This window comes from Bradyrhizobium sp. B097, from assembly GCF_038957035.1.
In the GTDB taxonomy this organism is placed as follows: domain Bacteria; phylum Pseudomonadota; class Alphaproteobacteria; order Rhizobiales; family Xanthobacteraceae; genus Bradyrhizobium.
In genome coordinates this window covers 1,617,170-1,637,364 of record NZ_CP152412.1, presented here as the reverse complement: position 1 = coordinate 1,637,364, position 20,195 = coordinate 1,617,170, and the positions used below count along the sequence as shown (strand labels likewise).

The 20,195-nt window shown below is 61.3% G+C and carries 25 protein-coding genes and 1 pseudogene; 10 read left to right on the top strand and 16 right to left on the bottom strand.

Annotated features, from left to right (window positions below; translation table 11 throughout):
- The first annotated feature begins 121 nt into the window (after positions 1 to 121).
- The 5 genes from AAFG07_RS07565 (at position 122) to AAFG07_RS07545 (ending at position 3,792) form a co-directional block, all read left to right on the top strand.
- On the top strand, positions 122 to 607 hold the full coding sequence (locus AAFG07_RS07565; protein ID WP_342726690.1) for an SUMF1/EgtB/PvdO family nonheme iron enzyme: 486 nt from the start codon (positions 122 to 124) through the stop codon (positions 605 to 607).
- Between the two features lie 181 nt (positions 608 to 788).
- On the top strand, positions 789 to 1,229 hold the full coding sequence (gene ccmE, locus AAFG07_RS07560) for a cytochrome c maturation protein CcmE (RefSeq protein ID WP_342726689.1): 441 nt from the start codon (positions 789 to 791) through the stop codon (positions 1,227 to 1,229).
- A gap of 113 nt (positions 1,230 to 1,342) precedes the next feature.
- The gene (gene hemN, locus AAFG07_RS07555) at positions 1,343 to 2,695 is read left to right on the top strand and encodes an oxygen-independent coproporphyrinogen III oxidase (RefSeq protein WP_342726687.1); all 1,353 of its coding nucleotides are present in this window, start codon (positions 1,343 to 1,345) and stop codon (positions 2,693 to 2,695) included.
- A gap of 295 nt (positions 2,696 to 2,990) precedes the next feature.
- Positions 2,991 to 3,215: a hypothetical protein gene (locus tag AAFG07_RS07550; protein WP_342726686.1), complete on the top strand. Its 225-nt coding sequence runs from the start codon at positions 2,991 to 2,993 to the stop codon at positions 3,213 to 3,215.
- 13 nt (positions 3,216 to 3,228) lie between these two features.
- On the top strand, positions 3,229 to 3,792 hold the full coding sequence (locus tag AAFG07_RS07545; protein WP_342726685.1) for a hemerythrin domain-containing protein: 564 nt from the start codon (positions 3,229 to 3,231) through the stop codon (positions 3,790 to 3,792).
- Between the two features lie 15 nt (positions 3,793 to 3,807).
- Here the strand turns inward: AAFG07_RS07545 and AAFG07_RS07540 are convergent, their stop codons facing one another.
- Entirely contained in the window at positions 3,808 to 4,110 is a 303-nt protein-coding gene (locus tag AAFG07_RS07540) for an NnrS family protein (protein ID WP_342729078.1), read from the bottom strand.
- Positions 4,111 to 4,292: 182 nt separating this feature from the next.
- On the opposite strand from AAFG07_RS07540, the pseudogene AAFG07_RS07535 reads away from it, so the two are divergent.
- Both AAFG07_RS07535 and AAFG07_RS07530 read left to right on the top strand, forming a co-directional pair.
- A pseudogene (locus AAFG07_RS07535) lies at positions 4,293 to 4,539 on the top strand (FAD-binding protein); the annotation flags it as partial.
- A gap of 108 nt (positions 4,540 to 4,647) precedes the next feature.
- A complete protein-coding gene (locus AAFG07_RS07530) occupies positions 4,648 to 4,893 on the top strand; it encodes a PilZ domain-containing protein (protein ID WP_342726684.1) in 246 nt (81 codons plus the stop codon).
- Between the two features lie 281 nt (positions 4,894 to 5,174).
- Here the strand turns inward: AAFG07_RS07530 and AAFG07_RS07525 are convergent, their stop codons facing one another.
- The 4 genes from AAFG07_RS07525 to AAFG07_RS07510 all read right to left on the bottom strand — a co-directional run bounded on the left by AAFG07_RS07525 (position 5,175) and on the right by AAFG07_RS07510 (position 7,998).
- On the bottom strand, positions 5,175 to 6,164 hold the full coding sequence (locus tag AAFG07_RS07525) for an MBL fold metallo-hydrolase (RefSeq protein WP_342726683.1): 990 nt from the start codon (positions 6,162 to 6,164) through the stop codon (positions 5,175 to 5,177).
- The gene (locus tag AAFG07_RS07520; protein ID WP_342726681.1) at positions 6,161 to 6,433 is read right to left on the bottom strand and encodes a hypothetical protein; all 273 of its coding nucleotides are present in this window, start codon (positions 6,431 to 6,433) and stop codon (positions 6,161 to 6,163) included. The genes AAFG07_RS07525 and AAFG07_RS07520 overlap by 4 nt, the downstream gene beginning before the upstream one ends.
- A gap of 128 nt (positions 6,434 to 6,561) precedes the next feature.
- Positions 6,562 to 7,509, bottom strand: a complete 948-nt coding sequence (locus AAFG07_RS07515; RefSeq protein ID WP_342726680.1) for a helix-turn-helix domain-containing protein — start codon at positions 7,507 to 7,509, stop codon at positions 6,562 to 6,564.
- A gap of 9 nt (positions 7,510 to 7,518) precedes the next feature.
- Positions 7,519 to 7,998 (bottom strand): MarR family winged helix-turn-helix transcriptional regulator, encoded by a 480-nt coding sequence (locus AAFG07_RS07510; protein ID WP_342726679.1) that lies wholly within the window; start codon positions 7,996 to 7,998, stop codon positions 7,519 to 7,521.
- A gap of 185 nt (positions 7,999 to 8,183) precedes the next feature.
- Here AAFG07_RS07510 and AAFG07_RS07505 point away from each other — a divergent pair, with 185 nt between their 5' ends.
- Entirely contained in the window at positions 8,184 to 8,468 is a 285-nt protein-coding gene (locus tag AAFG07_RS07505) for a hypothetical protein (protein WP_342726678.1), read from the top strand.
- 1,381 nt (positions 8,469 to 9,849) lie between these two features.
- On the top strand, positions 9,850 to 10,035 hold the full coding sequence (locus AAFG07_RS07500; protein WP_342726677.1) for a hypothetical protein: 186 nt from the start codon (positions 9,850 to 9,852) through the stop codon (positions 10,033 to 10,035).
- On the opposite strand, the gene ccoS is transcribed toward AAFG07_RS07500, so the two are convergent.
- The 10 genes from ccoS to AAFG07_RS07450 all read right to left on the bottom strand — a co-directional run bounded on the left by ccoS (position 10,017) and on the right by AAFG07_RS07450 (position 18,734).
- Complete coding sequence (ccoS, locus tag AAFG07_RS07495) at positions 10,017 to 10,184, bottom strand: cbb3-type cytochrome oxidase assembly protein CcoS (RefSeq protein ID WP_165128271.1); 168 nt, start codon at positions 10,182 to 10,184, stop codon at positions 10,017 to 10,019. The two genes, AAFG07_RS07500 and ccoS, sit on opposite strands and share 19 nt — an antisense overlap.
- Positions 10,184 to 12,370, bottom strand: coding sequence for a heavy metal translocating P-type ATPase (locus AAFG07_RS07490; protein ID WP_342726675.1), 2,187 nt, complete (start codon positions 12,368 to 12,370; stop codon positions 10,184 to 10,186). The genes ccoS and AAFG07_RS07490 overlap by 1 nt, the downstream gene beginning before the upstream one ends.
- 11 nt (positions 12,371 to 12,381) lie before the next feature.
- Positions 12,382 to 12,882, bottom strand: coding sequence for a FixH family protein (locus AAFG07_RS07485; RefSeq protein ID WP_342726674.1), 501 nt, complete (start codon positions 12,880 to 12,882; stop codon positions 12,382 to 12,384).
- A gap of 15 nt (positions 12,883 to 12,897) precedes the next feature.
- Positions 12,898 to 14,355: a cytochrome c oxidase accessory protein CcoG gene (ccoG, locus tag AAFG07_RS07480; RefSeq protein WP_342726673.1), complete on the bottom strand. Its 1,458-nt coding sequence runs from the start codon at positions 14,353 to 14,355 to the stop codon at positions 12,898 to 12,900.
- 94 nt (positions 14,356 to 14,449) lie between these two features.
- A complete protein-coding gene (gene ccoP / locus AAFG07_RS07475) occupies positions 14,450 to 15,322 on the bottom strand; it encodes a cytochrome-c oxidase, cbb3-type subunit III (RefSeq protein WP_342726672.1) in 873 nt (290 codons plus the stop codon).
- A gap of 6 nt (positions 15,323 to 15,328) precedes the next feature.
- The gene (locus AAFG07_RS07470; protein ID WP_097673061.1) at positions 15,329 to 15,493 is read right to left on the bottom strand and encodes a cbb3-type cytochrome c oxidase subunit 3; all 165 of its coding nucleotides are present in this window, start codon (positions 15,491 to 15,493) and stop codon (positions 15,329 to 15,331) included.
- A 10-nt stretch (positions 15,494 to 15,503) separates the two neighbouring features.
- Positions 15,504 to 16,238, bottom strand: coding sequence for a cytochrome-c oxidase, cbb3-type subunit II (ccoO, locus tag AAFG07_RS07465; protein WP_342726671.1), 735 nt, complete (start codon positions 16,236 to 16,238; stop codon positions 15,504 to 15,506).
- 8 nt (positions 16,239 to 16,246) lie between these two features.
- Entirely contained in the window at positions 16,247 to 17,899 is a 1,653-nt protein-coding gene (gene ccoN / locus AAFG07_RS07460; protein WP_342726670.1) for a cytochrome-c oxidase, cbb3-type subunit I, read from the bottom strand.
- On the bottom strand, positions 17,896 to 18,393 hold the full coding sequence (locus tag AAFG07_RS07455; protein ID WP_342726669.1) for a hypothetical protein: 498 nt from the start codon (positions 18,391 to 18,393) through the stop codon (positions 17,896 to 17,898). The genes ccoN and AAFG07_RS07455 overlap by 4 nt, the downstream gene beginning before the upstream one ends.
- A 113-nt stretch (positions 18,394 to 18,506) precedes the next feature.
- Complete coding sequence (locus AAFG07_RS07450) at positions 18,507 to 18,734, bottom strand: hypothetical protein (RefSeq protein WP_097673058.1); 228 nt, start codon at positions 18,732 to 18,734, stop codon at positions 18,507 to 18,509.
- Positions 18,735 to 18,866: 132 nt separating this feature from the next.
- Here AAFG07_RS07450 and AAFG07_RS07445 point away from each other — a divergent pair, with 132 nt between their 5' ends.
- Entirely contained in the window at positions 18,867 to 19,022 is a 156-nt protein-coding gene (locus AAFG07_RS07445; protein ID WP_342726668.1) for a hypothetical protein, read from the top strand.
- 135 nt (positions 19,023 to 19,157) lie between these two features.
- On the opposite strand, the gene AAFG07_RS07440 is transcribed toward AAFG07_RS07445, so the two are convergent.
- Positions 19,158 to 19,907, bottom strand: coding sequence for a CBS domain-containing protein (locus AAFG07_RS07440; RefSeq protein ID WP_342726667.1), 750 nt, complete (start codon positions 19,905 to 19,907; stop codon positions 19,158 to 19,160).
- Positions 19,908 to 20,195 lie beyond the last annotated feature (288 nt).

Sequence of the window (20,195 nt, the reverse complement as noted above, 5' to 3'; positions counted from 1 at the left end):
GATCGACGAATCTGTCCTTTGCCGAAAGGACGGCACCGGTCTCGTTCCGGGTTGTGAATACGACGTCGCCCTGACCGACCGCCGCCCCCGACAAAGTGACCCGCAACGCTTCGGAAGTCTCGTGCCCGACCACGACGGACGAACCTGTCTGGACGCCCACGATGGCTACGCGGCCTGGATCTCTCTGAAGACAGGCGTCACGCATCGGCTGCCAACCGACGAGGAATGGACGTTCGCCGCGGCCAAAAAGGCGCGCGACGAAGCCCTGCCGCGCGTCGATCCCGCCGACCCCGCTCAGGCATGGATCGCGCGCTACGAAGCCGAATCGAACTGTTCGAAACCGGCCGAGACCGCTCCGCAGCCCGGCGGCACATTCGGGACCAATAGCAAGGGCTTCGACGACCTGGCCGGCAACATCTGGGAGTGGACGAAATACTTGCTTCATCCGCGTCTCGTTGGATGGGAACCGCGAGCAGGTGACGAACGCCAATTGCGACGTACGATCGTCGAAAGGGCCCATCGCGCCTACATGACCGACTTCATCCGCGATCCGAAGTCGGGCGGTTGCGCGGTCGGATTCCGCCGACGAACCTGGGCTTCCGTCTGATCGCCGAACGTCCCGGAGCTGCCGTCACCGACGCTTTCCGCAAAGCCGTGAAGCTGCTGCGGCGGGCGTAGACAATTCGGACCCACCTTGAGCTGGCGCAAAGTCTCTCCGCGACTCAGCCCCTATAAGAGCTGCCGCAAGATCCTCCGAGCGCACGGCGCAAAACCGATCGCGGCAAGAAATGAAACGTAGACAACGACGGATAGTGATGATCGGAAGTTCGCTTGCGGTGCTCGCCATCGCGACGGGACTTGTCCTCAACGCGCTCCGCGACTCCATCGTGTTCTTCACCACACCCATGATGGCAGCGGAGAGGCACATCGTAGCGGGCAAGCGCTTCCGCCTCGGCGGGCTGGTCCAGCCGGGCTCGCTGACGCGGGGAGACGGGCTGGCCGCCACATTCAGTATCGCTGATGGAGGAGGCAGCATCCCGGTGAGCTTCAGAGGCCCCCTCCCCGATCTGTTCAGGGAAGGCCAAGGCGTCGTCGCCGAAGGCGCTCTGGACGGGGCCGGCGTGTTTCGCGCCGACACTGTCCTGGCGAAGCACGACGAAAACTACATGCCCAGGGAGGTGGCCGACGCTCTGAAGAAGCAGGGTCATTGGAAGAACGACACGCCTTGAGAGACACGGCCTTGACCCATCCAGCGCCCCTGCCAGCTGCTCCGAAGTTGACCTGACGCAACGTTCGGGAACGCCGCATCGGGCAATGTCCTCGTACAATGGAAAGGCAGACGATGCGCTCGGATCTCGCAAGACGGTACGGTCAGGACCGGCTCCCCCGTTACACCAGCTATCCAACGGCCCCGCACTTCAATCCGTCGATCGGCGAAGCCGAATATCGCGGATGGCTGAAGTCGATCTCCCCACGACGGCCGGCCTCTATTTACCTGCACGTGCCGTTCTGCCGATCCATGTGCTGGTACTGCGGCTGCCACACCTCGGTCACCAAGAAGGACGATCCGATCGCCATCTACGCCTCGGGCCTGCGCACCGAGGCGCATCTGGTTGCGGAGAGCATCGGCCATCGGCAGCCGATCTCGCACATCCACTTCGGAGGTGGCACGCCGACGATCATGACACCCGAGACCTTCGCCGATCTGGTCGGCGCGCTGCGCTATTCCTACTTTGTGGTGCCCGAAGCCGAGATCGCCGTCGAGATCGACCCGCGCACGTTGACCGAGCCGATGACTGAGGCTCTGGGCTTCAGTGGGGTCAACCGCGCGAGCCTGGGCGTGCAGAGCTTCGACCCCGCGGTCCAGCGCGCGATCAACCGCTTACAGAGCTTCGACCAGACTGCCCGGAGCGTCGAGGGCCTGCGAAGGAACGGCATCGGCAAACTCAACTTCGATCTGCTGTACGGGCTGCCGCTTCAGACAGTGAGTTCCTGCCTCGACACCGTCGCGAGGTGCATCGAACTCCGGCCGGATCGGTTCTCGGTGTTCGGCTATGCGCATGTCCCCTCGTTCAAGAAGCACCAGCGCAAGATCGACGAAAGCGCATTGCCTGACAGCACCGAACGACATCTGCAGTCCGAAGCGATAGCCGAGGCGCTCGTCGATGCGGGCTACGTACGCATCGGCTTCGATCACTTCGCGCTCCCCTCGGACGAACTCACTGTTGCGAAGCGGGAGGGCCGATTGCGGCGGAACTTCCAAGGCTACACCAACGATGCCGCCGAAACGCTTGTCGGCCTGGGCGCAAGCGCCATCGGTCGGATGCCGCAGGGCTTCGTTCAGAACGCGGTCGCGACACGCGACTACCTAGCGCGCATCGCCGAGGAGCGGCTCGCGACCGTCAAGGGCTACACGTTCACCGGAGACGACCGCTTCCGCGGCGACATCATCGAACGTGTCATGTGCGACATGGCCGTCGATCTCTCCAAGATCGCCAGGTCGCACGGCCGCGATCCGGATGCAGCCATCGTGGATCGCTCGCGACTCGAAAGCCTCGTCGCGGACGGAGCGGTGACCATAAGCGACGATCTGATCTCGGTAAGCGCTGGCGCCGAGTTCTTGGTCCGGAGCTTGGCTTCCGCATTCGACGCTCATCTCGCCCGGTCCACGGCGATCCACAGCCGCGCTGTCTGAGAGCGCAATCTGCAAGGACGCTGCCGCTTCTGCTGATCGAACCGGCTAACGACGTTCGTCCGGATCCTGATCCGTTCTGACGGTCCTTTCCTCAAGACAGTTGGCCATGATCCGCCGGCGCATCCGGGCCTCCGATCCTCAGGAACACCCTCAACAGGCGCAGCACCTGCATATCTGCGCGAATGCTCATCGTCTGGCCTGTCACCCGTATCACCACGGCCATCATGCAGCGTCCATGGTGCCCCTCGGAATGGCTGTTACAGAACATGGATCGCAGAACTTGAGCTAAACTGATTTGCGCCTGATCAAACGCGCCCGGCTAAATCAGCCGCGCAACATCTCCGCGAACGATAGCCGCTTGATCAACGGCTTGATCAACGCGGTGGTCGAAATCGCAGCGTTGCCGCCTTCCGCTTTCTTGAGCGAGGAGGTACCGCACTTTGTTCGGTTCAGGCTTGATCTGGCGCAAAAAGGCGAAGCCGGCTTCGGCCTACCTTGGCCACTGGGGTATCTCCTCTGAGGAGGGCGCTGCAGTGATTATCGATCTTTTGCGCCGAGAGCATCGCAATATTGATTTGCTCCTCACTATACTCGAGCGAGAACTTGAGCTCTTTGAGCACGGGCGTCGCCCCGATTATGAGGTTATTCGGGCGATTATCAGCTATTTCGAAGTCTACCCGGAGGTATACCATCATCCCCAGGAAGACTTGATACTCTCCAAGCTGACGCTTCGCGATCCGGCTGCGGCTGCAACCGTTGGCGATCTCGCACGTGAGCACGCAGACGGAGCCGATCGCTTGCGCCGCTTCGCCGAAGCGATCGATGGCGTCCTCGCGGATCGCGAGATTCCTCGGCTGGAGGTCGGCCAGATCATACGAGATTTTATTGTGAACGAGCGTCACCATATGATGGTGGAAGAGCGCGATTTCTTCCCAGCAGCCCTCAAGGCTCTACTGCCCCAGGATTGGGCGGAGGTCGCTTCAGTCCTAGCCGATCATAAAGATCCGCTGTTTAGCGACGCCGCCGAAGAAACTTTCGACGCGCTAAGAGCGCACATTCTGCGAATGGAGCAAGAGGCTGAAGCGGAACGACACTGATCTGTCAGCGTCGTCTCAGAGCTTGCGGGTGCTGCACAGCAGCGGGGCGTAAGCCAGCGCGAATCCCAGAAACGCCCCTGTCCATGCGATACCCGCGATCGCTAACCGCGGGATCGAATAGGTCGGATCGACAGCAGCACATATCCGCGCCAGCGCTGCGATGACGATCGAGGCGTAAACGGCGCGGGTGGCAGTGGATGCCGAGAGCGCTTGCCCGCTATGGCCGAGGGACGCCCGCGTCATCACAGCTATCGTCATCGAGCCGATCGCGCCGCCGGTCCAGGCATGGATCCCTGCGCTAGGGGCGAGGAGATCCATCGAGGATAGTGAGTGAGACATGATCCGGGCAGCGCTGGATTTCTTCATTCAAAACAGATTGGAAGCCGAGCCAGAGGTGAAGGAACGCTTTGAGGAAGCGCATAAGAAGCGCCTTGGGCTATCCGATTCTGTCGTGCGGATCGTAAAAAGGACTGATCCATTTCCCCGATGTGCGACCTATACAGGTCCATCCGAAATTCGGCGGCCATATGAGCGAGTTCGGCAAAAAACCGGTCCGCCGCGCCTGCGCAGCGGCGGATCGAACGGGACATGCTTTGATTCACACGCTCTATGGGCAAGCCCTGCGCGTCGGCGCCGAACTCTTCATCGAATATTTCGTGCTTGACCTCATCATGGTGGATGACGAGTGTCGCGTGGTCACTGATGGATGGAACGCTGCATCGGTTCCACGCGCAGACGGTTGAACTGAGGTGACGGTCCGTTAATCAAGGTCACGCAAACTTCCCAAAGGGACGACCAGCCAGCCGTCTCATGCGTTGGCGTATGCGGGCGTCTCGATATTTGCGTAGGTTTGCTATGGAAGAACATCGAGCAGTACAGCGGCGGCGAATGCTGAAAGCGGGCACAATCTCATTCGGCGGGGGCGCAATCGACTGCACCGTCCGCAACCTGTCTGACACGGGCGCAGCGCTGGACGTGATATCGCCGGTCGGGATCCCGGATCGGTTTACGCTCGTGATGGACACCGATCATAGCCAATTGCCCTGCCATATCGTGTGGCGGAAGGAGAACCGCATCGGCGTTCGGTTCGAATCGAATTAGCTCGCCAGCCGCACGCCATCCGTACTCTTACGGGCTTGGTGGCAATCAATTCATAATCGGCGAGTTCGTAGCGCATAATTCGAGCCCCCAGTTTGGAGGCCTTGAATCATAGGGGTCTGGCCCGACGTAACGCTTCCGGGCGGGCCCCGGTTGGAGGCTTACGAGCAGAAGCGGACATTAACCTACCACCCCACCAAATCCGTCGAAAATGACCCAATGCGGTCATGGCGGCCGCCCATATGAGAGATGTCCGCCACGACCTCTCCCGACTGGCGGGAAAATCAGTCTTCGCGACTGGCAAGCCTGCGATAGACCGCTAGATCGTCAAAGGCAGGCGCTTCGCCGTGCCGAACACTGGAGTTGATGTCGGGCCCAAGGGCCAGTGAAGTGCCGAGCCCGGCATAGATGTATCGCGTGCCAAACGCCTTCTTTAGCGCAGCAAACGTCGGTTCGCCCGCGCAGTGACCGGGGGCAATGTTCTCAACCTTGAATTTGTCCTTGAGGGCGATCACAATCTTATCAATGGCGTCGTCGGCGGCCACAACAAGGTGGAAGCCTCCGGCAATGAGATGGATCTTGGGGTTGATCGCTGTTGCGGCCTCGACAATACGCTCGATTCCCGGATGCGAACAGCCGACAACAAGAATGAGGCCATCTGGCGTATTCACAGCGAGAGAGAGTTCTTTGAGTTCCTTTGTGCCGGGAAGATCAGAAACCAGAGCAATTAGGTTGATGCCAGGCGCAATCTCGGTCGTCTGATCAACCAGTTCGAAATTTGCATTGGGCCATGCGGCGCCGAACTCCATGATTTTCGGCGGTCTGCCGCCGTAATATCGCATCTCCTCAGGCAGGGACTCGTCCTTGCGATAAAAGGTCGATGGAAGCGACGATCCGTAGATGCCGAACCCTTCCTTGGGTGCGTAGATCTTCACCTTCGGGTTGACACTCAGCACGTAGCTCAATCCCGCCATGTGATCGGAGTGACGATGGGAGAGAACCACAAAATCGAGCATGGTAAGATCGACCCCCTTTGCTCCGACATTCTTCGCAAAGATCTCGGCGTTATCTCCGGTGTCAAACAGAATGCGCTTACCTGCGACCTCCACCAGCGCCGAGAAGCCCCAGTCCTTTGTCATTGTGGGATCGGCGCCGAACGCGTCATATAGTATCGTAATCTTGCCGTTCGGCTCGGCTGCGATGGTCGCGCAAGGACCCGCCGTTGTCGCGCAGGTGACAGCAGCGACGATAAAAATCCATTTCCCGAATTTCATGGACGCGTCTCCTCTTCGGTTGGATTCCGCCGAAAATTCAGTTCACGCAATTCAAATTTTGCCGGCTGAACGTTGGGCTTGGGATTTCCACCCAGCGAAAGTTGCCGACTGTCGCTTATCTTCGGATGCTGTCGACCAATCAGCAACGAGACATTTTTGAGCTTGTGGTTTGAACCTCTTGGCGTCTCGATAGACGTGCGCCGATTTGATTTCGCGATCGTGTCTGGGAAGCCGTCGCACGAAGGCGCGTGCCAATGCTTCCAGTTCATAGCTGCTTCTAGCCCATGACGAAATATTGCACTGCGGCGATGGCTTGGTTGAAGGGCAAAGCGGACGCGGTCTTCGGCACACCGCCACCGCTTTAATTGGTACACGGCCTCGACGGGCACACCGTGGATTAGACCCCTCGCACCCGCGCGAGAGTCTCCGACGGCATCTCGCCATATGCACGGCCGTAACATCTCGCGAAGTCGCTCATGTGCCAGAAGCCGTTGGCCCGCGCCGCCGCGGTCACGGTAAGGAGCGGGCCTCCTTTGACGAGGAGCTTGCGGACCGACCAGATGCGTTTCGATCGCAAATGTTGATGCAGGCTAACGCCGCAGACGTGCTGTATGGCGGTCTGAAGCGTACGAACGGAAACGCCTAGGGTCTGCGCGAGGCCGGCGCTGTAGAGATCGGCCTCGCCGACCGCGGCCACCAGTTCATCCAGGCGCTCGACCAGCTTCCGATGCCGGTCGAACGAGCCGGGCAGTGCCCGCTTGACGCTGTCCTCGACCAGGGCGCTGTCGAGCCCGGCTACGAGCGTTTCCTGCAGCCCTCCCCTCAACAGTTCGAACTCCCTGAGCTCCCTGCAGCTGGACGCCAGGCAAAACATGTCCAGAATCGCCGATCGTATCGCCAGCATCTTCGCCGGTGTCAGCCTGAACAGCTCGATTCCGCCCTCGAAGTCGGCCCATCCGCGATTGCGCATGTCGGAGCCGAAACGCAGCATGAGATAGGTGTTTGCATGCCGTTCGACGACATCGACAGGCGCCCGGCCGCGGATGACTCCGATCGTAGAATCGCCGACCGCGTTCCCGTTCATCGTCGCGTGGAAGGCCAGAGGAATCACGACCCCAACCCCACGATTTGCTCCGAGATCTCCCTCCATCCGCCTGGCAAATGATCGCTGCAGTACGAGAAGGCAGTCGGGAAGCGCCAGAATGCTCCGCGAGACCGAGATGGGCGAGGAATCCAGCGGCGTGCTTCTCATTCCGCCGATAACATCGTTGGGTCGAAATTCGTCGAAACTGTTGAAACGTTCGACACGCAGCACCGGCGACGGATCGAGCCAACGGACGGGCATCGTGACCTCTTACGGGTTTGAATCGATGAGCAGCGCCTCGCCTGCCTGCGTCATCTTTTTCATCAGATCGACGGTCGCCTGAAAATTGTCTTCGCCAAACTGTACGGCCAGCTTCGCCTGCATCGCCCGCCAGCGGGGCAGCGCGCGGGACAGGATTTGTTTGCCTCGGGCGGATATCGAGATGTCCCGCACCCGCCGGTCCACTCCAAGTGCGACCTTCACCAGCCCACGGCGCTCAAGAACCGCAATATTGCGGGCAAGTGCACTCGGGTCCATAGCCATCCTCTCCGCAAGAGCTCCCATGGTCACGGTCCTCTGCCGTGCACAGGCGGCGAGCAGCATGAATTGCGTCGGCTCCACGCCGACGGGCGCGAAGGCCTCGGCATACAGCCGAGTAATCACCCGGCTTGCCTTCCGAACATTGAATGCGGCGCAGCAACTGCCCACCACGGCCAGTTCCTCGGGCATTAGCGACACAACCTGCTTCATCGAGCACCTGCGTTATATGCATATACCGGTAATTTATCGGCATATGCCGTTTTCAAAGGGTTAATCACAAAATTCCCACGATTTGCCGGATTCCGATAATCGGATTGATCAAGCAATTAAGACGGTGCCCTCAATATCCCCTCGAAAGGACATCAACACCGAGCACACGCCAAGGGAGAAGCACCATGCCGGACATCACGAACCTCGATCGACGTAAGCGTCACCGCCCCACGCTGTCGCTGGCATGCCGGGCAGCGCCGATCGATTCGTCTGAGCTTTGGAGTGCTCACCGGCAGAAAGCGCGCGAGGCGCTACAAGAGGCGGTCTTCGCTCTTCAGATCACTCATGCACGAACATCCATCGTGATCGGAAAGATCGAGAATCCGGAGAACCGCAAACAACTACAAGCCAAATCTACGCGGATCGGGACGTTGATCGACCTCGCCTGGTGCCGGCTCGGCGATATCTGAGCGCTGGTCGCCCGGTTCGGCTCGGAGGGCGTCGCCCCCTTGCTCATCCGATTGCAGCCGTGGTGCTGACGATCATTGGGCGTCTAAAAGAAAGCTCGACATTCCGACGGGGCGTCGAGCGTCCAACGCGCCGCCAACGAAGCCAACTGCGATTCACCGGTCATTGAGCGGCCCGACCTGCCCTCGGGAACGCCGATGACGCAGCCCGGCAGGAAACTTCCTGCCGGGCTGCCATGCATGCTGCGACCATACGTATCGCTCCGGGGCGTCAAACCGAGAGTTCCTCGAGGCCGGCGCGAACGGCCAAACGAGACTTGTCGCTATCTCACAACACGCGACCCGCTTCGTTCACGAAGACGCCCCCGCTGCAAAGGGCCAGTAATCCAAATACACTGACCGGCCGTCACCGCCCACATCGAATGAAGCCCATCTTCCGCACGAGTTGCGGCACACTCGGATCGCGCGCGGCATTGCGGCACATCACATCAAGCTAAAGTGCGAAGAAGCTATTCGCGCCAGTACACCCAGCACAATGCACATGCATCCGTTGCTCGAAGCTCCTTCAACCTGTCCCTTTTTCCTTTGCGCGCTGGTCTGCGCGACAAATTGCAATCGCCTCCGTCGCGAGGCCGTGTTGTACCTCCGCTTTGTCGGGCTAACTCCTATTGATGATAGAGCTTGCGAAGCACTTTGAGGGCCACGCGTTGCTCCTCAACGTACTGCTGCACTAGTTTCCGAAGCTCCTCGGATAGCAACTCGGCGGCGTCGCGCTCAACTTCGTCGAGTATTGCTTCGGCATCAGCTAACCGTATCATTACCACCTCGACGTGCCTGATAGGCCCCGGCATTTGAGGCGACAACTTCCAGCGACAGAACGGGAACCAGTCGGACCAGAGCTTCAATCTATAGCGGATCGATGGGGACACATTGACCTAGCTCAAGGCTCGGCGGCCTCCGAGATCGGCGATCTTGTGGGGCGTACCCCTGGACCACGTAAGCCGTTGCAACACCTTCGCGGCCGAAGGACTCAGTCAACGCACCAATCATTTCATCGAGACTGTCAGTTTCCAGCCCTGCGATTGCGCTGCGTCAACCGTTCAAGCGAGTGAGCGTGTCACGATAAATGCTTCAGCGGAGCAACTTACGATATGCGTCGGCTTTTGACCTCGATAATTCGACGGCTGGCTCTGTTAGGGTGGCGCGAGATTGGGTCGGCGCCGTCTGACCGCGTGATCGAGCTCGCGGTGATCGACGACGATCGACATCCGCTTGGCTTTCCCTGCATTCGGCACGCCGACGGATGGTTCGATGCCACCACGATGCGACCCGTCACAGTGTCCGCGACACACTGGCGCTATTGGCAGCCTGACGTGCTGCCAATGTGCTGCTGCTGACGATGGCGCGGTTTGGTGCTCTCAACCGGCTGGTCTCGGTCCTGCTCTTGCGGTCTCGGGTGCCGCAATCGCGGCGGCCAGACTGGACATTGGTGCTGGCGCTCGCCTCAACGGCAATGACCATCGCCGCGGGTGTTTCACTGGTCTATTTCCATTATTTGGATCGGCCTTGACCGTTCGCGGGCTCATCGTCGGCGATGGCGCGCCAGGCTGCACCGTCGAGATCGTCGTACTGGCCGCTTTTGAGTGACCAGAGGAAGCCGAGCAGGCCGGCAAAGCCAAGTGCGAGAGCCAGAGGCACCAGAAAGACCAGAATTTCCATCAGACCATCTCCCTCGCTCGCGCTCTCAGCGCGTTCAACATCACGATCACCGAGGAGCCCGACATCGCCGCCGCGGCGATCAGCGGAGTAACCAGGCCGGCGATCGCGATCGGCACGGCCAGTAGGTTGTAGATCACGGCGAGCCAGAGATTTTGGCGCATCAACCGCAGCGCCTTGCGAGACACCTTGACCGCCGTCAGCACTGGCACGAGACGTTCGCCGAGAAAGACCGCATCGGCGACCGCCTGGCTCAGGTGGGTCGCCGTAACGGGCGACATTGAGGCGTGCGCGGCAGCCAGCGCTGGCGCATCGTTCAGGCCGTCGCCGACCATCAGTACCTTGCAGCCCTGGCGCACCAGTTCGTCGATCCGGTCGATCTTGTCGACCGGAGACACCTCGGCGCGCCATTCATGCACGCCGAGCACCTCGGCTGCCAGCCGGACCGCAGGTTCTCGGTCCCCAGACACGATCTCGACGGTGATGCCCATGCGAGCCAACCCTGCCACCACCTCAGCCGCGTCCGGCCGCAGCCGTTGCCGAACCGCGAAGGCATATCTGCACTCGCCAGACCTGAATGCGACGACGGACGCCTCGGGATCGCGGCACAGAAGCTCGTTGGCGATGTCATCCGCGCCGCAGAATGACGGCCGGCCCAGCCGGATCGGACGACCTTCGTAAAAACCGTGGACGCCCTGACCTGGTTCTTCCTGGATGTCCGGCAGGGGTGCGGCCGCACCCCCCTTGCGCGCGACCGCGGCAGCGACCGGATGACGGCTCGAGAGTGCCAAACGGCCTGCCAGCTTCACGACATCGTCCGGGATGTCCGCGAGATTGGCGACATCAAGCTCGGGTAACGTCAACGTGCCCGTCTTGTCGAAGATCACCCGGTCGATCTCGGCGATACGCTCGATCGCGTCGCCGGCGTTGAGCAGCACGCCAGAGCCAAACAGCGCACCGGATGCAACGGTCTGCACGGCAGGAATGGCAAGCCCCAATGCGCAGGGACAGGTGATGATCAGGACTGCAATCGCTGTCACGATTGAATCATGAAAGCTCGCGCCATACGCCAGCCAGCCCAGCATCGTGATCAACGCGGTCGCGTGCACCACCGGGGCATAGAGCCTTGATGCACGCTCCGCCAGTCGAAGATAGCGCGAGCGCGCCTGGAGCGCGCGATCGAGCAGCTGAGATATCTCATCCAGCAGCGTACCACCCGAGGCGGCCGATACACGGACGCGCAATGTTCCGGAACGGATCAGTGTGCCTGCGAATATAGCGCTGCCAGGCGTCGCCATCGCCGGCAAGGTTTCGCCCGTGATCAGGCTCTGATCGACATCCGAGCGGCCCTCGATCACGTTGCCATCGACCGCGCAGCGTTCGCCGGGCCGCAGCAGCACGACGTCGCCGGGCCGGATCGCGGCTGCCGGGACCGTTCTGATCTCGGTTGGGCTAATAAACTTCGTCGCGGTCTCCGCCTTCAGCGCCGCGAGGTTGCCCGCAAAGGCGCGGGTGCGCCGCCGCATGTTCTGGTCGAGGTACCGACCGGCGAGCAGGAACGCGATCAGCATGATCGCGGCATCGAAATAGGCATGTTCGGCGTGATTTACCGTCTCGATCACCGAGGTTGCCAGCGCGAGCACGATGCCGATACTGATCGGAACGTCCATGTTGACGCCGCGCGCTCGCAGGGCTGACAAAGCCGACGAGAAGAAGGGCTGCGCCGAATAGGCTGCGGCCGGCAGCACGATCAGCGCCGACAGCCAGTGGAAGAAATCGCGCTGCTCCGGCAGCATGTCGGACACGTTGCCGGACCATACGGGGACCGACAGCATCATCACGTTCATCGCCGCAAAGGCGGCGACGCCCAGCCGGCGCAACAGGCCTTGCGCTCGCTGCACTTCCAGCGTTTCGGCATCATTCCGCTCGAACGGATAGGCCTTGTAGCCGAGTTCCGCGAGTCGGCTTACGAACAGCGCCGGGTCGACTGCACCCGCCTTCCATTCCAGCGCTAGGCGACTGTCGGTCAGGTTTACGCGAGCCGAGGTGACGTCCGGTATGGTTGACAGACTACGCTCGATCTTGGCCATGCAGCCCGCGCAATTGATGCCCTCGACTGCGAGATCGAGATGGACGAGTCCGGTGCCCGCGCTCTTCAGATAGTGAGAGAAATCGATATCCGCCTGCATGAGATTTCCCCTCAGTTCAGCAGGATTCGGTTCTTCGACAGGAACATGCGGCGACCATCCGCGTCGCCCTCGATCACCAGGTCCCACTGCCCCGCGGCGACGCCCTCGGCTCGGCCGCGATAAGTACCGACGCCCGCCTCACCGATCCCGATCTCCCGATCGGCGCGACGATCGATTGGTCGTTCGAGCCGAGCGAGGAAACTCAATCCGGCCAGCGGTACGCCAGCGTGATCGCGCACCTCGAGTGCTATTGCGGCGGTCCCATCAGACTGCCGATCAATATGCGCATGAACCTGCCAGTCGCGCTCGTTCTGTTGTCTTGCCGCGTCGATCTCGCGTTGATAGGCGAGGCCGGCGCTATAGGCGCTGTCGACCTCAGTGCCCGGAAGTGTCGTGATGGCAAGGCGCATCATGACCATGTTCACGCTGATCACGACAGCGAAGAACGCGATTGTCGTGACCAGGACGAAGCGTCCGGTGATGGGTCGTGCGACTGAACTTGAGGCTGCCATGGCTGGATTCCATCGTTATGGAAGGACGAAGTGGTCAGTCGCGGACGCGACCTCTCCGAGGCCGATATCAGTGACGCGGAACGTGACCGGTACCGACTTTTCCGCCTTTTCATCGAACGGCGCCGTCACCAGCACGCGAAGCTCGGTGGTGGTGTCGCGGCCAAGGACGATCATCGGACGGTCTGGTGTCACGGAGTCCGCACCGATGACATGCAGCTTCGCGTCGGCTGGCCCATCGACATCAATCGCGATCACGCGATCAAAGCCGCGCTTGTTGAGGAAGCGGAGCGTGTATCCATTGCGGATCGCGCCATCGCTGAGACGCACCGCGATCGGGTTGCGGTCGTGCAGCACGTTGACGTCGAGCAGGGTCCGCGACATCAACGCGTACAGCATGACCGCACAAACCACGGTGATCAGGCTGGCGTAGACGACGGTACGGGCTCGAACGGGCTTGAAAATCTCCTGCTTGCCGGCAACGCGCCGCTGAATGTTGATATCGTTGTCGTATCCGATCAGACCCGTCTTGCGACTGACCTTGGTCATTACGGCGTCACAGGCATCGATGCACAGGCCGCATTGGATGCAGCCGAGTTGCGCGCCATCGCGGATGTCGATCCCGGTCGGGCACACGGCAACGCACTGGTTGCAATCGATGCAATCGCCGGCCTTCTCGCCGAGCGAGCGAATGTCGAACGCCTTCTTGACCGAACAACGCGGCTCACCGCGATCGTATTTGTAGGTGACGTTGAGGGCCCACTCGTCGGTCAGCGCCGCCTGTATCCGCGGCCACGGGCACATATAGACGCAGACCTGCTCGCGCATGTAGCCGGCCAGCAAATAGGTCGACGCGGTCAGCATCGCGATCCAGACATAGGCGATCACTGGGGCCTGAAGGGTCGCCAGGTCGCGCACCAGGGTCGGCGCATCGGCGAAGTAGAGCACCCAGGCGCCACCGGTCCACCAGGCGATCATCAGCCAGATCGCGTGCTTCAACGCACGGCGACCGGCCCGCTTTACGGTCATTGGGCCAGCGTCGGCCTTCATCTGCGCGCGGCGATCACCTTCGACCAGCCGCTCGACCGCATAGAACAGATCGGTCCAGACCGTCTGCGGGCAGAGATAACCGCACCAGATCCGGCCGCCGAGCGCATTCATCAGGAACAAGGCGAACGCCGCCAGCACCAGAAGGCCAGTGAAGTAGTAGACCTCCTGCGGCCACAGCTCGATGAAGAAGAAATAGAAGCGTCGGCTTGGAAAATCGATCAGGACCGCCTGGTCGGGCGCGCCGAGGCCCCGATGCCAGCGCACAAACGGCAGCAGATAGTAGACGCCGAGGCAGACGGCCATCAGCCGCCATTTGATCGAGCGGAACCGGCCTGAGACGCTCTGCGGATATACCTTCTTGCGGGGCGCGTAGAGCGGCCCGTCTTCGTCGGTTGTGAGTTCATCAGGCGACACGGGCTTGTTCATGGGTTGCTCGAGTGAGGCTCTGGTTGAAACCTACATCCCTGCACCGTGTCCGGGTTTGACCTCGGTCAATGATCCCGGCCCCTCGCGGTGGCGGCTACTTGCCGCCACCGAGCGAGTGCACATAGACCGCCAACGCCTTGACGGTGACCGGGTCGAGGCGACCGACCCAGGCCGGCATGACACCGGCGCGGCCATTGGTGATGGTCTCGACCAACGTCTCCTCATCGGAGCCATAGAGCCAGATCTGGTCGGTCAGGTTCGGCGCGCCGAGCTCCGGGTTGCCCTTGGCGTTGTCGCCGTGGCAGCTGGTGCAATTCTCGGTGAATATCTTCTTTCCGGCCGCTGGGTCGAACTTCGGCGCGGTGGAAAGGCCGGAAAGCGAGCGCACATAGTTGGCGACGGTCACGATCTCGTCCTTCTTGAGGACGCCGTCGCGGCCGAATGCCAGCATCTGCCCTTCGTGAGTCTTTGCGTGTCCGGAACGTGCACCGAACTGGATGGTCTGCATGATCTGGTCAAGCGAACCGCCCCACAGCCAGTCGTCGTCGTTCAGGTTCGGATAGCCCTTTGCACCCGCGCCGCCGCTGCCGTGGCAGGGCGCGCAATTGTCGGCGAATACGGTCTTGCCGCGGGCACGTGCCAGCGCCAGCAGGGCCGGATCCTTCTCGATGTCGGCCAGCGACGCGTTGCCGAGCACCGCCATCTTTTCGCCGCGCAGCTTCTCGAGATCGGCAAGGTCAGTCGCGACACTGGCGCGGGTGGAATACTGGAACAGACCAGTGGTGTAGCCGGAGACCAGCGGCCAGGCCGGGTAGACGACCCAATAACCGATCGCCCAGATGATCGTTGCATAGAATGTCAGGACCCACCACCGCGGCAGCGGCGTGTTCAGCTCCTTGATGCCGTCCCACTCATGACCGGTCGTGCTGCGGCCGGAAACGCGGTCGATCTCGTTGTGCTCGCTCATGATCGGTCAGTCCTCCCGCAGCGGCATCCGAGCTGCGGCGTCGAAGAGAGATTTGTTGCGGGGCCACAGCGCGTAGGCGACGATGGCGATGAAGATTCCAACGAAGATGGGCGTCCACAGAGTGCCGACCAGGCTCGACGCAAAATTCTCGACTTGAATGATCGCTTTCATGCTCGTGCCCTCAGCGCAGATTGGCTTTTTCGTTGTAGAGCTTGAAGTCGACGAGCGTGCCGAGCATCTGCAGGTAGGCGATCAGCGCGTCGAGCTCGGTCGGATTACCGGCCTTGCCGTCGAAGTTACGGACCACCGCCTTCGGATAGCGCTTCTGGAACGCATCGGAGCCGGGGCTGTCGGGGTCGACCTGTGCTTTCAGATCGGCGGCCGCGTTGGCGATCTGCTCGTCGGTATAGGGCACGCCCACCGCGCGGTTGGCCCGCAGATGGGCCATGGCGTCGGACGGGTCGAGCTCCGTCCTGGCGAGCGCCGGGTATCCGGGCATCACCGATTGCGGCACGATCGAGCGCGGATTGATCAGGTGCGTGACGTGCCAGTCGTCGGAGTACTTGCCGCCGACGCGCGCTAGGTCCGGTCCGGTGCGCTTGGAACCCCACTGGAACGGGTGGTCGTACATGCTCTCGGCGGCCAGCGAATAGTGGCCGTAGCGCTCGACCTCGTCGCGCAGCGGCCGGATCATCTGCGAATGGCAGAGATAGCAGCCCTCGCGGACATAGATGTTGCGGCCGGCAAGCTCGAGCGGCGTATAGGGCCGCACGCCGTCGACCGCCTCGATCGTGCTCTTCAGGTAGAACAGCGGCGTGATCTCGACCAGTCCGCCGATGGCGATGACGACGAGAATGCCGACGATCAAAATGATCGAGTTCTTCTCAAAGATCTTGTGTCGATTCCAGAGAGACATATCGTGACCTATTCGGCAGGCTGGAGAGCACCGGCGCCCTCGGTTTCGCTGGCTTGGCCGGCATTGACCGTCATCCAGAGATTGAAGGCCATGATCAGGGCGCCGACCAGGAACAGCGCGCCGCCGGCCGCGCGGATGATGTAGAAGGGATGCATGGCCTCGACGGACTCGATGAAGGAGTATTCGAGGAAGCCGAGCGAGGTGTAGGCACGCCACATCAGGCCCTGCAGGATTCCCGACACCCACATCGCCGAAATGTAGAGCACGATGCCGATCGTCGAGATCCAGAAGTGCCAGTTGACGAGCTTCAGGCTGTAGAGCTGGCGATTCCAGAGCCACGGGACGAGGCAATACAGCGCGCCGAACGAGACGAAGCCGACCCAGCCCAATGCACCGGAATGCACATGGCCGATGGTCCAGTCGGTGTAGTGGCTCAGCGAGTTGACAACCTTGATCGACATCATCGGGCCTTCAAAGGTCGACATGCCGTAGAAAGCGACCGACACCACCATCATGCGCAGCACGGGATCGGTCCGCAGCTTGTCCCAAGCTCCCGACAGCGTCATCAGGCCGTTGATCATGCCGCCCCAAGACGGCATCCAGAGCATGATCGAGAACGTCATACCGAGCGTCTGCGCCCAGTCCGGCAGCGCCGTGTAGTGCAGATGATGCGGCCCGGCCCAGATGTAGAGGAAGATCAGCGCCCAGAAATGGATGATCGACAGCCGGTAGGAGTAAACAGGACGCTCCGCCCGCTTCGGAATGAAGTAGTACATGATCGCCAGGAAGCCGGCGGTCAGGAAGAAGCCGACCGCGTTGTGGCCGTACCACCACTGGAACATCGCATCCTGCACACCGCCCCAGGCGATATAGGACTTCGAGCCGAGGAAGGAGACCGGCAGCGCGGGGTTGTTGCCGAGATGGAGCACCGCGATCGTGATGATGAACGCCAGGTAGAACCAGTTGGCGACGAAGATATGCGGCTCCTTGCGCTTCACGAGCGTCATCAGGAACACGAGCAGATACGTCACCCAGACGATCGTCAGCCAGAGGTCGGCGTACCATTCCGGCTCGGCGTATTCCTTCGACTGAGTCACGCCGAGCAGGTAGCCCGTGCCGGCGATCAGGATGAAGAAGTTGTAGCCGACGACGACGAACCAGGGCGACAGGTCGCCTGCAAGGCGCGTGCGGCAGGTCTTTTGCACGACATAGAACGACGTTGCGATCAGGACGTTGCCGCCGAACGCGAAGATCACGGCCGACGTATGCAGCGGCCGCAGGCGGCCGAATGTCGTCCAGGGCAGATCGAAATTGAGCGCCGGCCACGCCAGCTGCGAGGCGATGATCAGACCCACGGCGAAACCCGCGATGCCCCAGAACATCGCCATGGCGGAAGCGAACTTGATCGGGCCGAGATTGTAATTGGGGCGGCCGCCGATCTCCGCCGGAGGCAGCTGAGCCGGACGGTCAAGGTAGCGATTGCCGATCATGATCACGGAGATCAGGCTGGCGGCGCAAGCAAGCGACGCGTGAAAGCTGAACGCCGCATCGTGGCCCATCGCAGCGCCGAGAAAGCTAACGAAGGCAAAAACTGCGAGTACCGACGCCAAGCCGGCTTCGCCCATCGTCATCGACTTTGAAACGGAAGATGGACCTGTCATGTGGAGGCTTTCTTTGGGTGCGACGGCGTCAGGGAAATCACAGTCTGGCTTCCAACCGCTTGATCGGCGTCAATTCCGGCGCCATGCCGCGTGCCGCCGGCGCCGCGGCTTAGCGCAGTCAGGGTCATTTCATTCGGACAGTATTTTGCCGGACTGGCCCGCCGCTCCCGCGCCAGATCCTCGGCGCAGCGTGCCTTCTCGCAGCAAAGACCGCAAACCCGCTGCAGGTCACGCAGCACATCGCAATGGGAAGAAGCGAGCATCTGCTCGGACAAACCTGCATGCTCAAGACGCTTGCTGAGTAACTCCGGCGAGCCTTGCTCTCGGGCAAGCGCACGAAGGTCCGACGTCGAGAGGTTGAGCTCGTGAGCGATTTCGTCGACCTCTCGAGACGTCATGAGATCGAATTCGTGTCGCCGAGCAAGAAATGCTCGCAAGCGGCCGAGTAGATTCTCGAATTGCGGCGAGCTATTGCCAGCTGATCGGTCGGTCATTTCTCAAGCCCCGTTCTGGTTCTCTACCTCTAGCGGAGAGATCCGATCTCCGATTTGATCTTGGTCAAACGCGCGATGTCGCGGCAATCGATCGCGACCGCCGCCTATGATCGTTAGCCGCCCCATGCTGATGCCAATGCCGGCGGTGTTCGAAGCTCCATGGAGTCGGCAAAGATCGTCCAGTCGCGGACACCCTTCTGTCGGCAAAAGTCGGCTTCGGCCAGCTGTGCGGCCGCAGAAAGCGAGGCAGCATCGACCTTGAACGCTGCCTGGCAGGCGCGATGTTCATGGCCGGTATCGTCGCAAACCGTTTTGATGAAACGAACGTCAAATGATGGCATGGCACCCTCGCGTGGGCTGATTCCTTGTTGCTGACGCTGCCATCAATGCGAGGCGCCCGTATTGATCTGTCGCAACGGCGTGCTCTGTGTTGCGGGTGCCGTGTTGCGGAGAGTATCGAAGACGAGCAGAGCTTGAACGATCTCGACAGCGCGGACGGCGCGCATCTCGCGACGTGCGGCTCACGTGATCAGGGACTACAACCGGACCGGACGAGTACTATTCGTGGCGAGATTTCCCGTCTGCGGATCCCGGCCGGGCTGCCGGTATTGATGTCGCCTTTCGGCTAACGGTCCATCCGGCGGCAACGATCGCGAAGCCCACGATCGCGCAGATCGCAAGCAGCGTTGCGGCGAATCCCACGACATCGGCGCTGACCACCGCGGTCGCGATCAACGGGATCAGTAGAAGTGCAGGGCGAACGATCATCCAGCCGTCTCCTTCGCCGCTTTGGCGGCAGCTTCTCGCTCGTCCTCCGCGGACTGGATATAGAAGCCGGAATAGGTGTCGACGTAGCACAGGTGATCGTGCACTTCCTTGACGCCGGCGGCATTCTCCGCAGCGACAATCGCCGCCTGCCTCGCCCACTCATCCATGATGACCCCGCGGAGATGCACCACGCCGTTGCGCACCGAGACTTGCAGTCCGAGCGGACACCAGTTTGCACCGTCGAGTGCCCGTACGATGCGATCGTGGATATGCTCGTCATCCGCCGTGGGATCCGGAACCTGGTGCGCGACGGACGCTACTGCCCGCAGCAGGTCCGCGCGTGTCACGAGGCCAACGAGCCGCCCGTCGTTCATCACCGGCAGCCGCTTGACGCCCTTCTTCTCCATGAGATCGACCAGATCAGGCAAGGGCGTGTCTTCCGTCACGGTGACGGGATCGCACGACATGATCTCTCCGACCTTCCGCCCGCGCTCGTCGACGAAGTCCGCGGCTGCATAGCCGGAGCCGAGAAGGAACTGAAACCAGCGGCCACGCCGGCTCTGCGTGCCGATCTCGCTTCGCCGCAGAAAATCGCTCTCCGACAGGATTCCGACCAGTCTTCCAGCCGCATCGACCACCGGCAAGCCGCTGATATGGTGGTCCATCATCAGCTTCGCGGCGTCGAGAATGGATGTCTCGGTTCCGACAGTGATGACGTGTCTCGCCATGATCTGATGTGCGCGCATTGCCGCTCTCCGTCCATCGCCTGCCACCAAGGTCACACGCAATCCGCTCATCTGCTTTGATCTCCCTCAACGCCTGCGCTTGACGGAAATCAAGGCGACGCGGCCGATGATCGACGATGCTGACGCCCTGTCAGGAGATCAAAGTCATGTTGCAGAACCTGCTTGCCTCGATGGGAGTGCTGACGATTGTCTTCGTAACGTTCGCCAGGGTGCGCTTGCCGCCAAGGCGGCCGCTCAGGCAGCCCGCCAAGTCGAGCACCCACCAGCTCCGTGGGCGCCGACCGTTCT

What these genes read in the sequence shown, in the direction of transcription:
- ccmE (WP_342726689.1), top strand. Translation starts at nt 789, where the DNA reads ATGAAACGTAGACAACGACGGATAGTGATGATCGGAAGTTCGCTTGCG.
- hemN (WP_342726687.1), top strand. Translation starts at nt 1,343, where the DNA reads ATGCGCTCGGATCTCGCAAGACGGTACGGTCAGGACCGGCTCCCCCGT.
- AAFG07_RS07540 (WP_342729078.1), bottom strand. Translation starts at nt 4,110, where the DNA reads ATGGATCTCCTCGCCCCTAGCGCAGGGATCCATGCCTGGACCGGCGGC.
- AAFG07_RS07530 (WP_342726684.1), top strand. Translation starts at nt 4,648, where the DNA reads ATGGAAGAACATCGAGCAGTACAGCGGCGGCGAATGCTGAAAGCGGGC.
- AAFG07_RS07525 (WP_342726683.1), bottom strand. Translation starts at nt 6,164, where the DNA reads ATGAAATTCGGGAAATGGATTTTTATCGTCGCTGCTGTCACCTGCGCG.
- AAFG07_RS07520 (WP_342726681.1), bottom strand. Translation starts at nt 6,433, where the DNA reads ATGAACTGGAAGCATTGGCACGCGCCTTCGTGCGACGGCTTCCCAGAC.
- AAFG07_RS07515 (WP_342726680.1), bottom strand. Translation starts at nt 7,509, where the DNA reads ATGCCCGTCCGTTGGCTCGATCCGTCGCCGGTGCTGCGTGTCGAACGT.
- AAFG07_RS07510 (WP_342726679.1), bottom strand. Translation starts at nt 7,998, where the DNA reads ATGAAGCAGGTTGTGTCGCTAATGCCCGAGGAACTGGCCGTGGTGGGC.
- AAFG07_RS07505 (WP_342726678.1), top strand. Translation starts at nt 8,184, where the DNA reads ATGCCGGACATCACGAACCTCGATCGACGTAAGCGTCACCGCCCCACG.
- ccoS (WP_165128271.1), bottom strand. Translation starts at nt 10,184, where the DNA reads ATGGAAATTCTGGTCTTTCTGGTGCCTCTGGCTCTCGCACTTGGCTTT.
- AAFG07_RS07490 (WP_342726675.1), bottom strand. Translation starts at nt 12,370, where the DNA reads ATGCAGGCGGATATCGATTTCTCTCACTATCTGAAGAGCGCGGGCACC.
- AAFG07_RS07485 (WP_342726674.1), bottom strand. Translation starts at nt 12,882, where the DNA reads ATGGCAGCCTCAAGTTCAGTCGCACGACCCATCACCGGACGCTTCGTC.
- ccoG (WP_342726673.1), bottom strand. Translation starts at nt 14,355, where the DNA reads ATGAACAAGCCCGTGTCGCCTGATGAACTCACAACCGACGAAGACGGG.
- ccoP (WP_342726672.1), bottom strand. Translation starts at nt 15,322, where the DNA reads ATGAGCGAGCACAACGAGATCGACCGCGTTTCCGGCCGCAGCACGACC.
- AAFG07_RS07470 (WP_097673061.1), bottom strand. Translation starts at nt 15,493, where the DNA reads ATGAAAGCGATCATTCAAGTCGAGAATTTTGCGTCGAGCCTGGTCGGC.
- ccoO (WP_342726671.1), bottom strand. Translation starts at nt 16,238, where the DNA reads ATGTCTCTCTGGAATCGACACAAGATCTTTGAGAAGAACTCGATCATT.
- ccoN (WP_342726670.1), bottom strand. Translation starts at nt 17,899, where the DNA reads ATGACAGGTCCATCTTCCGTTTCAAAGTCGATGACGATGGGCGAAGCC.
- AAFG07_RS07455 (WP_342726669.1), bottom strand. Translation starts at nt 18,393, where the DNA reads ATGACCGACCGATCAGCTGGCAATAGCTCGCCGCAATTCGAGAATCTA.
- AAFG07_RS07450 (WP_097673058.1), bottom strand. Translation starts at nt 18,734, where the DNA reads ATGCCATCATTTGACGTTCGTTTCATCAAAACGGTTTGCGACGATACC.
- AAFG07_RS07440 (WP_342726667.1), bottom strand. Translation starts at nt 19,907, where the DNA reads ATGCGCGCACATCAGATCATGGCGAGACACGTCATCACTGTCGGAACC.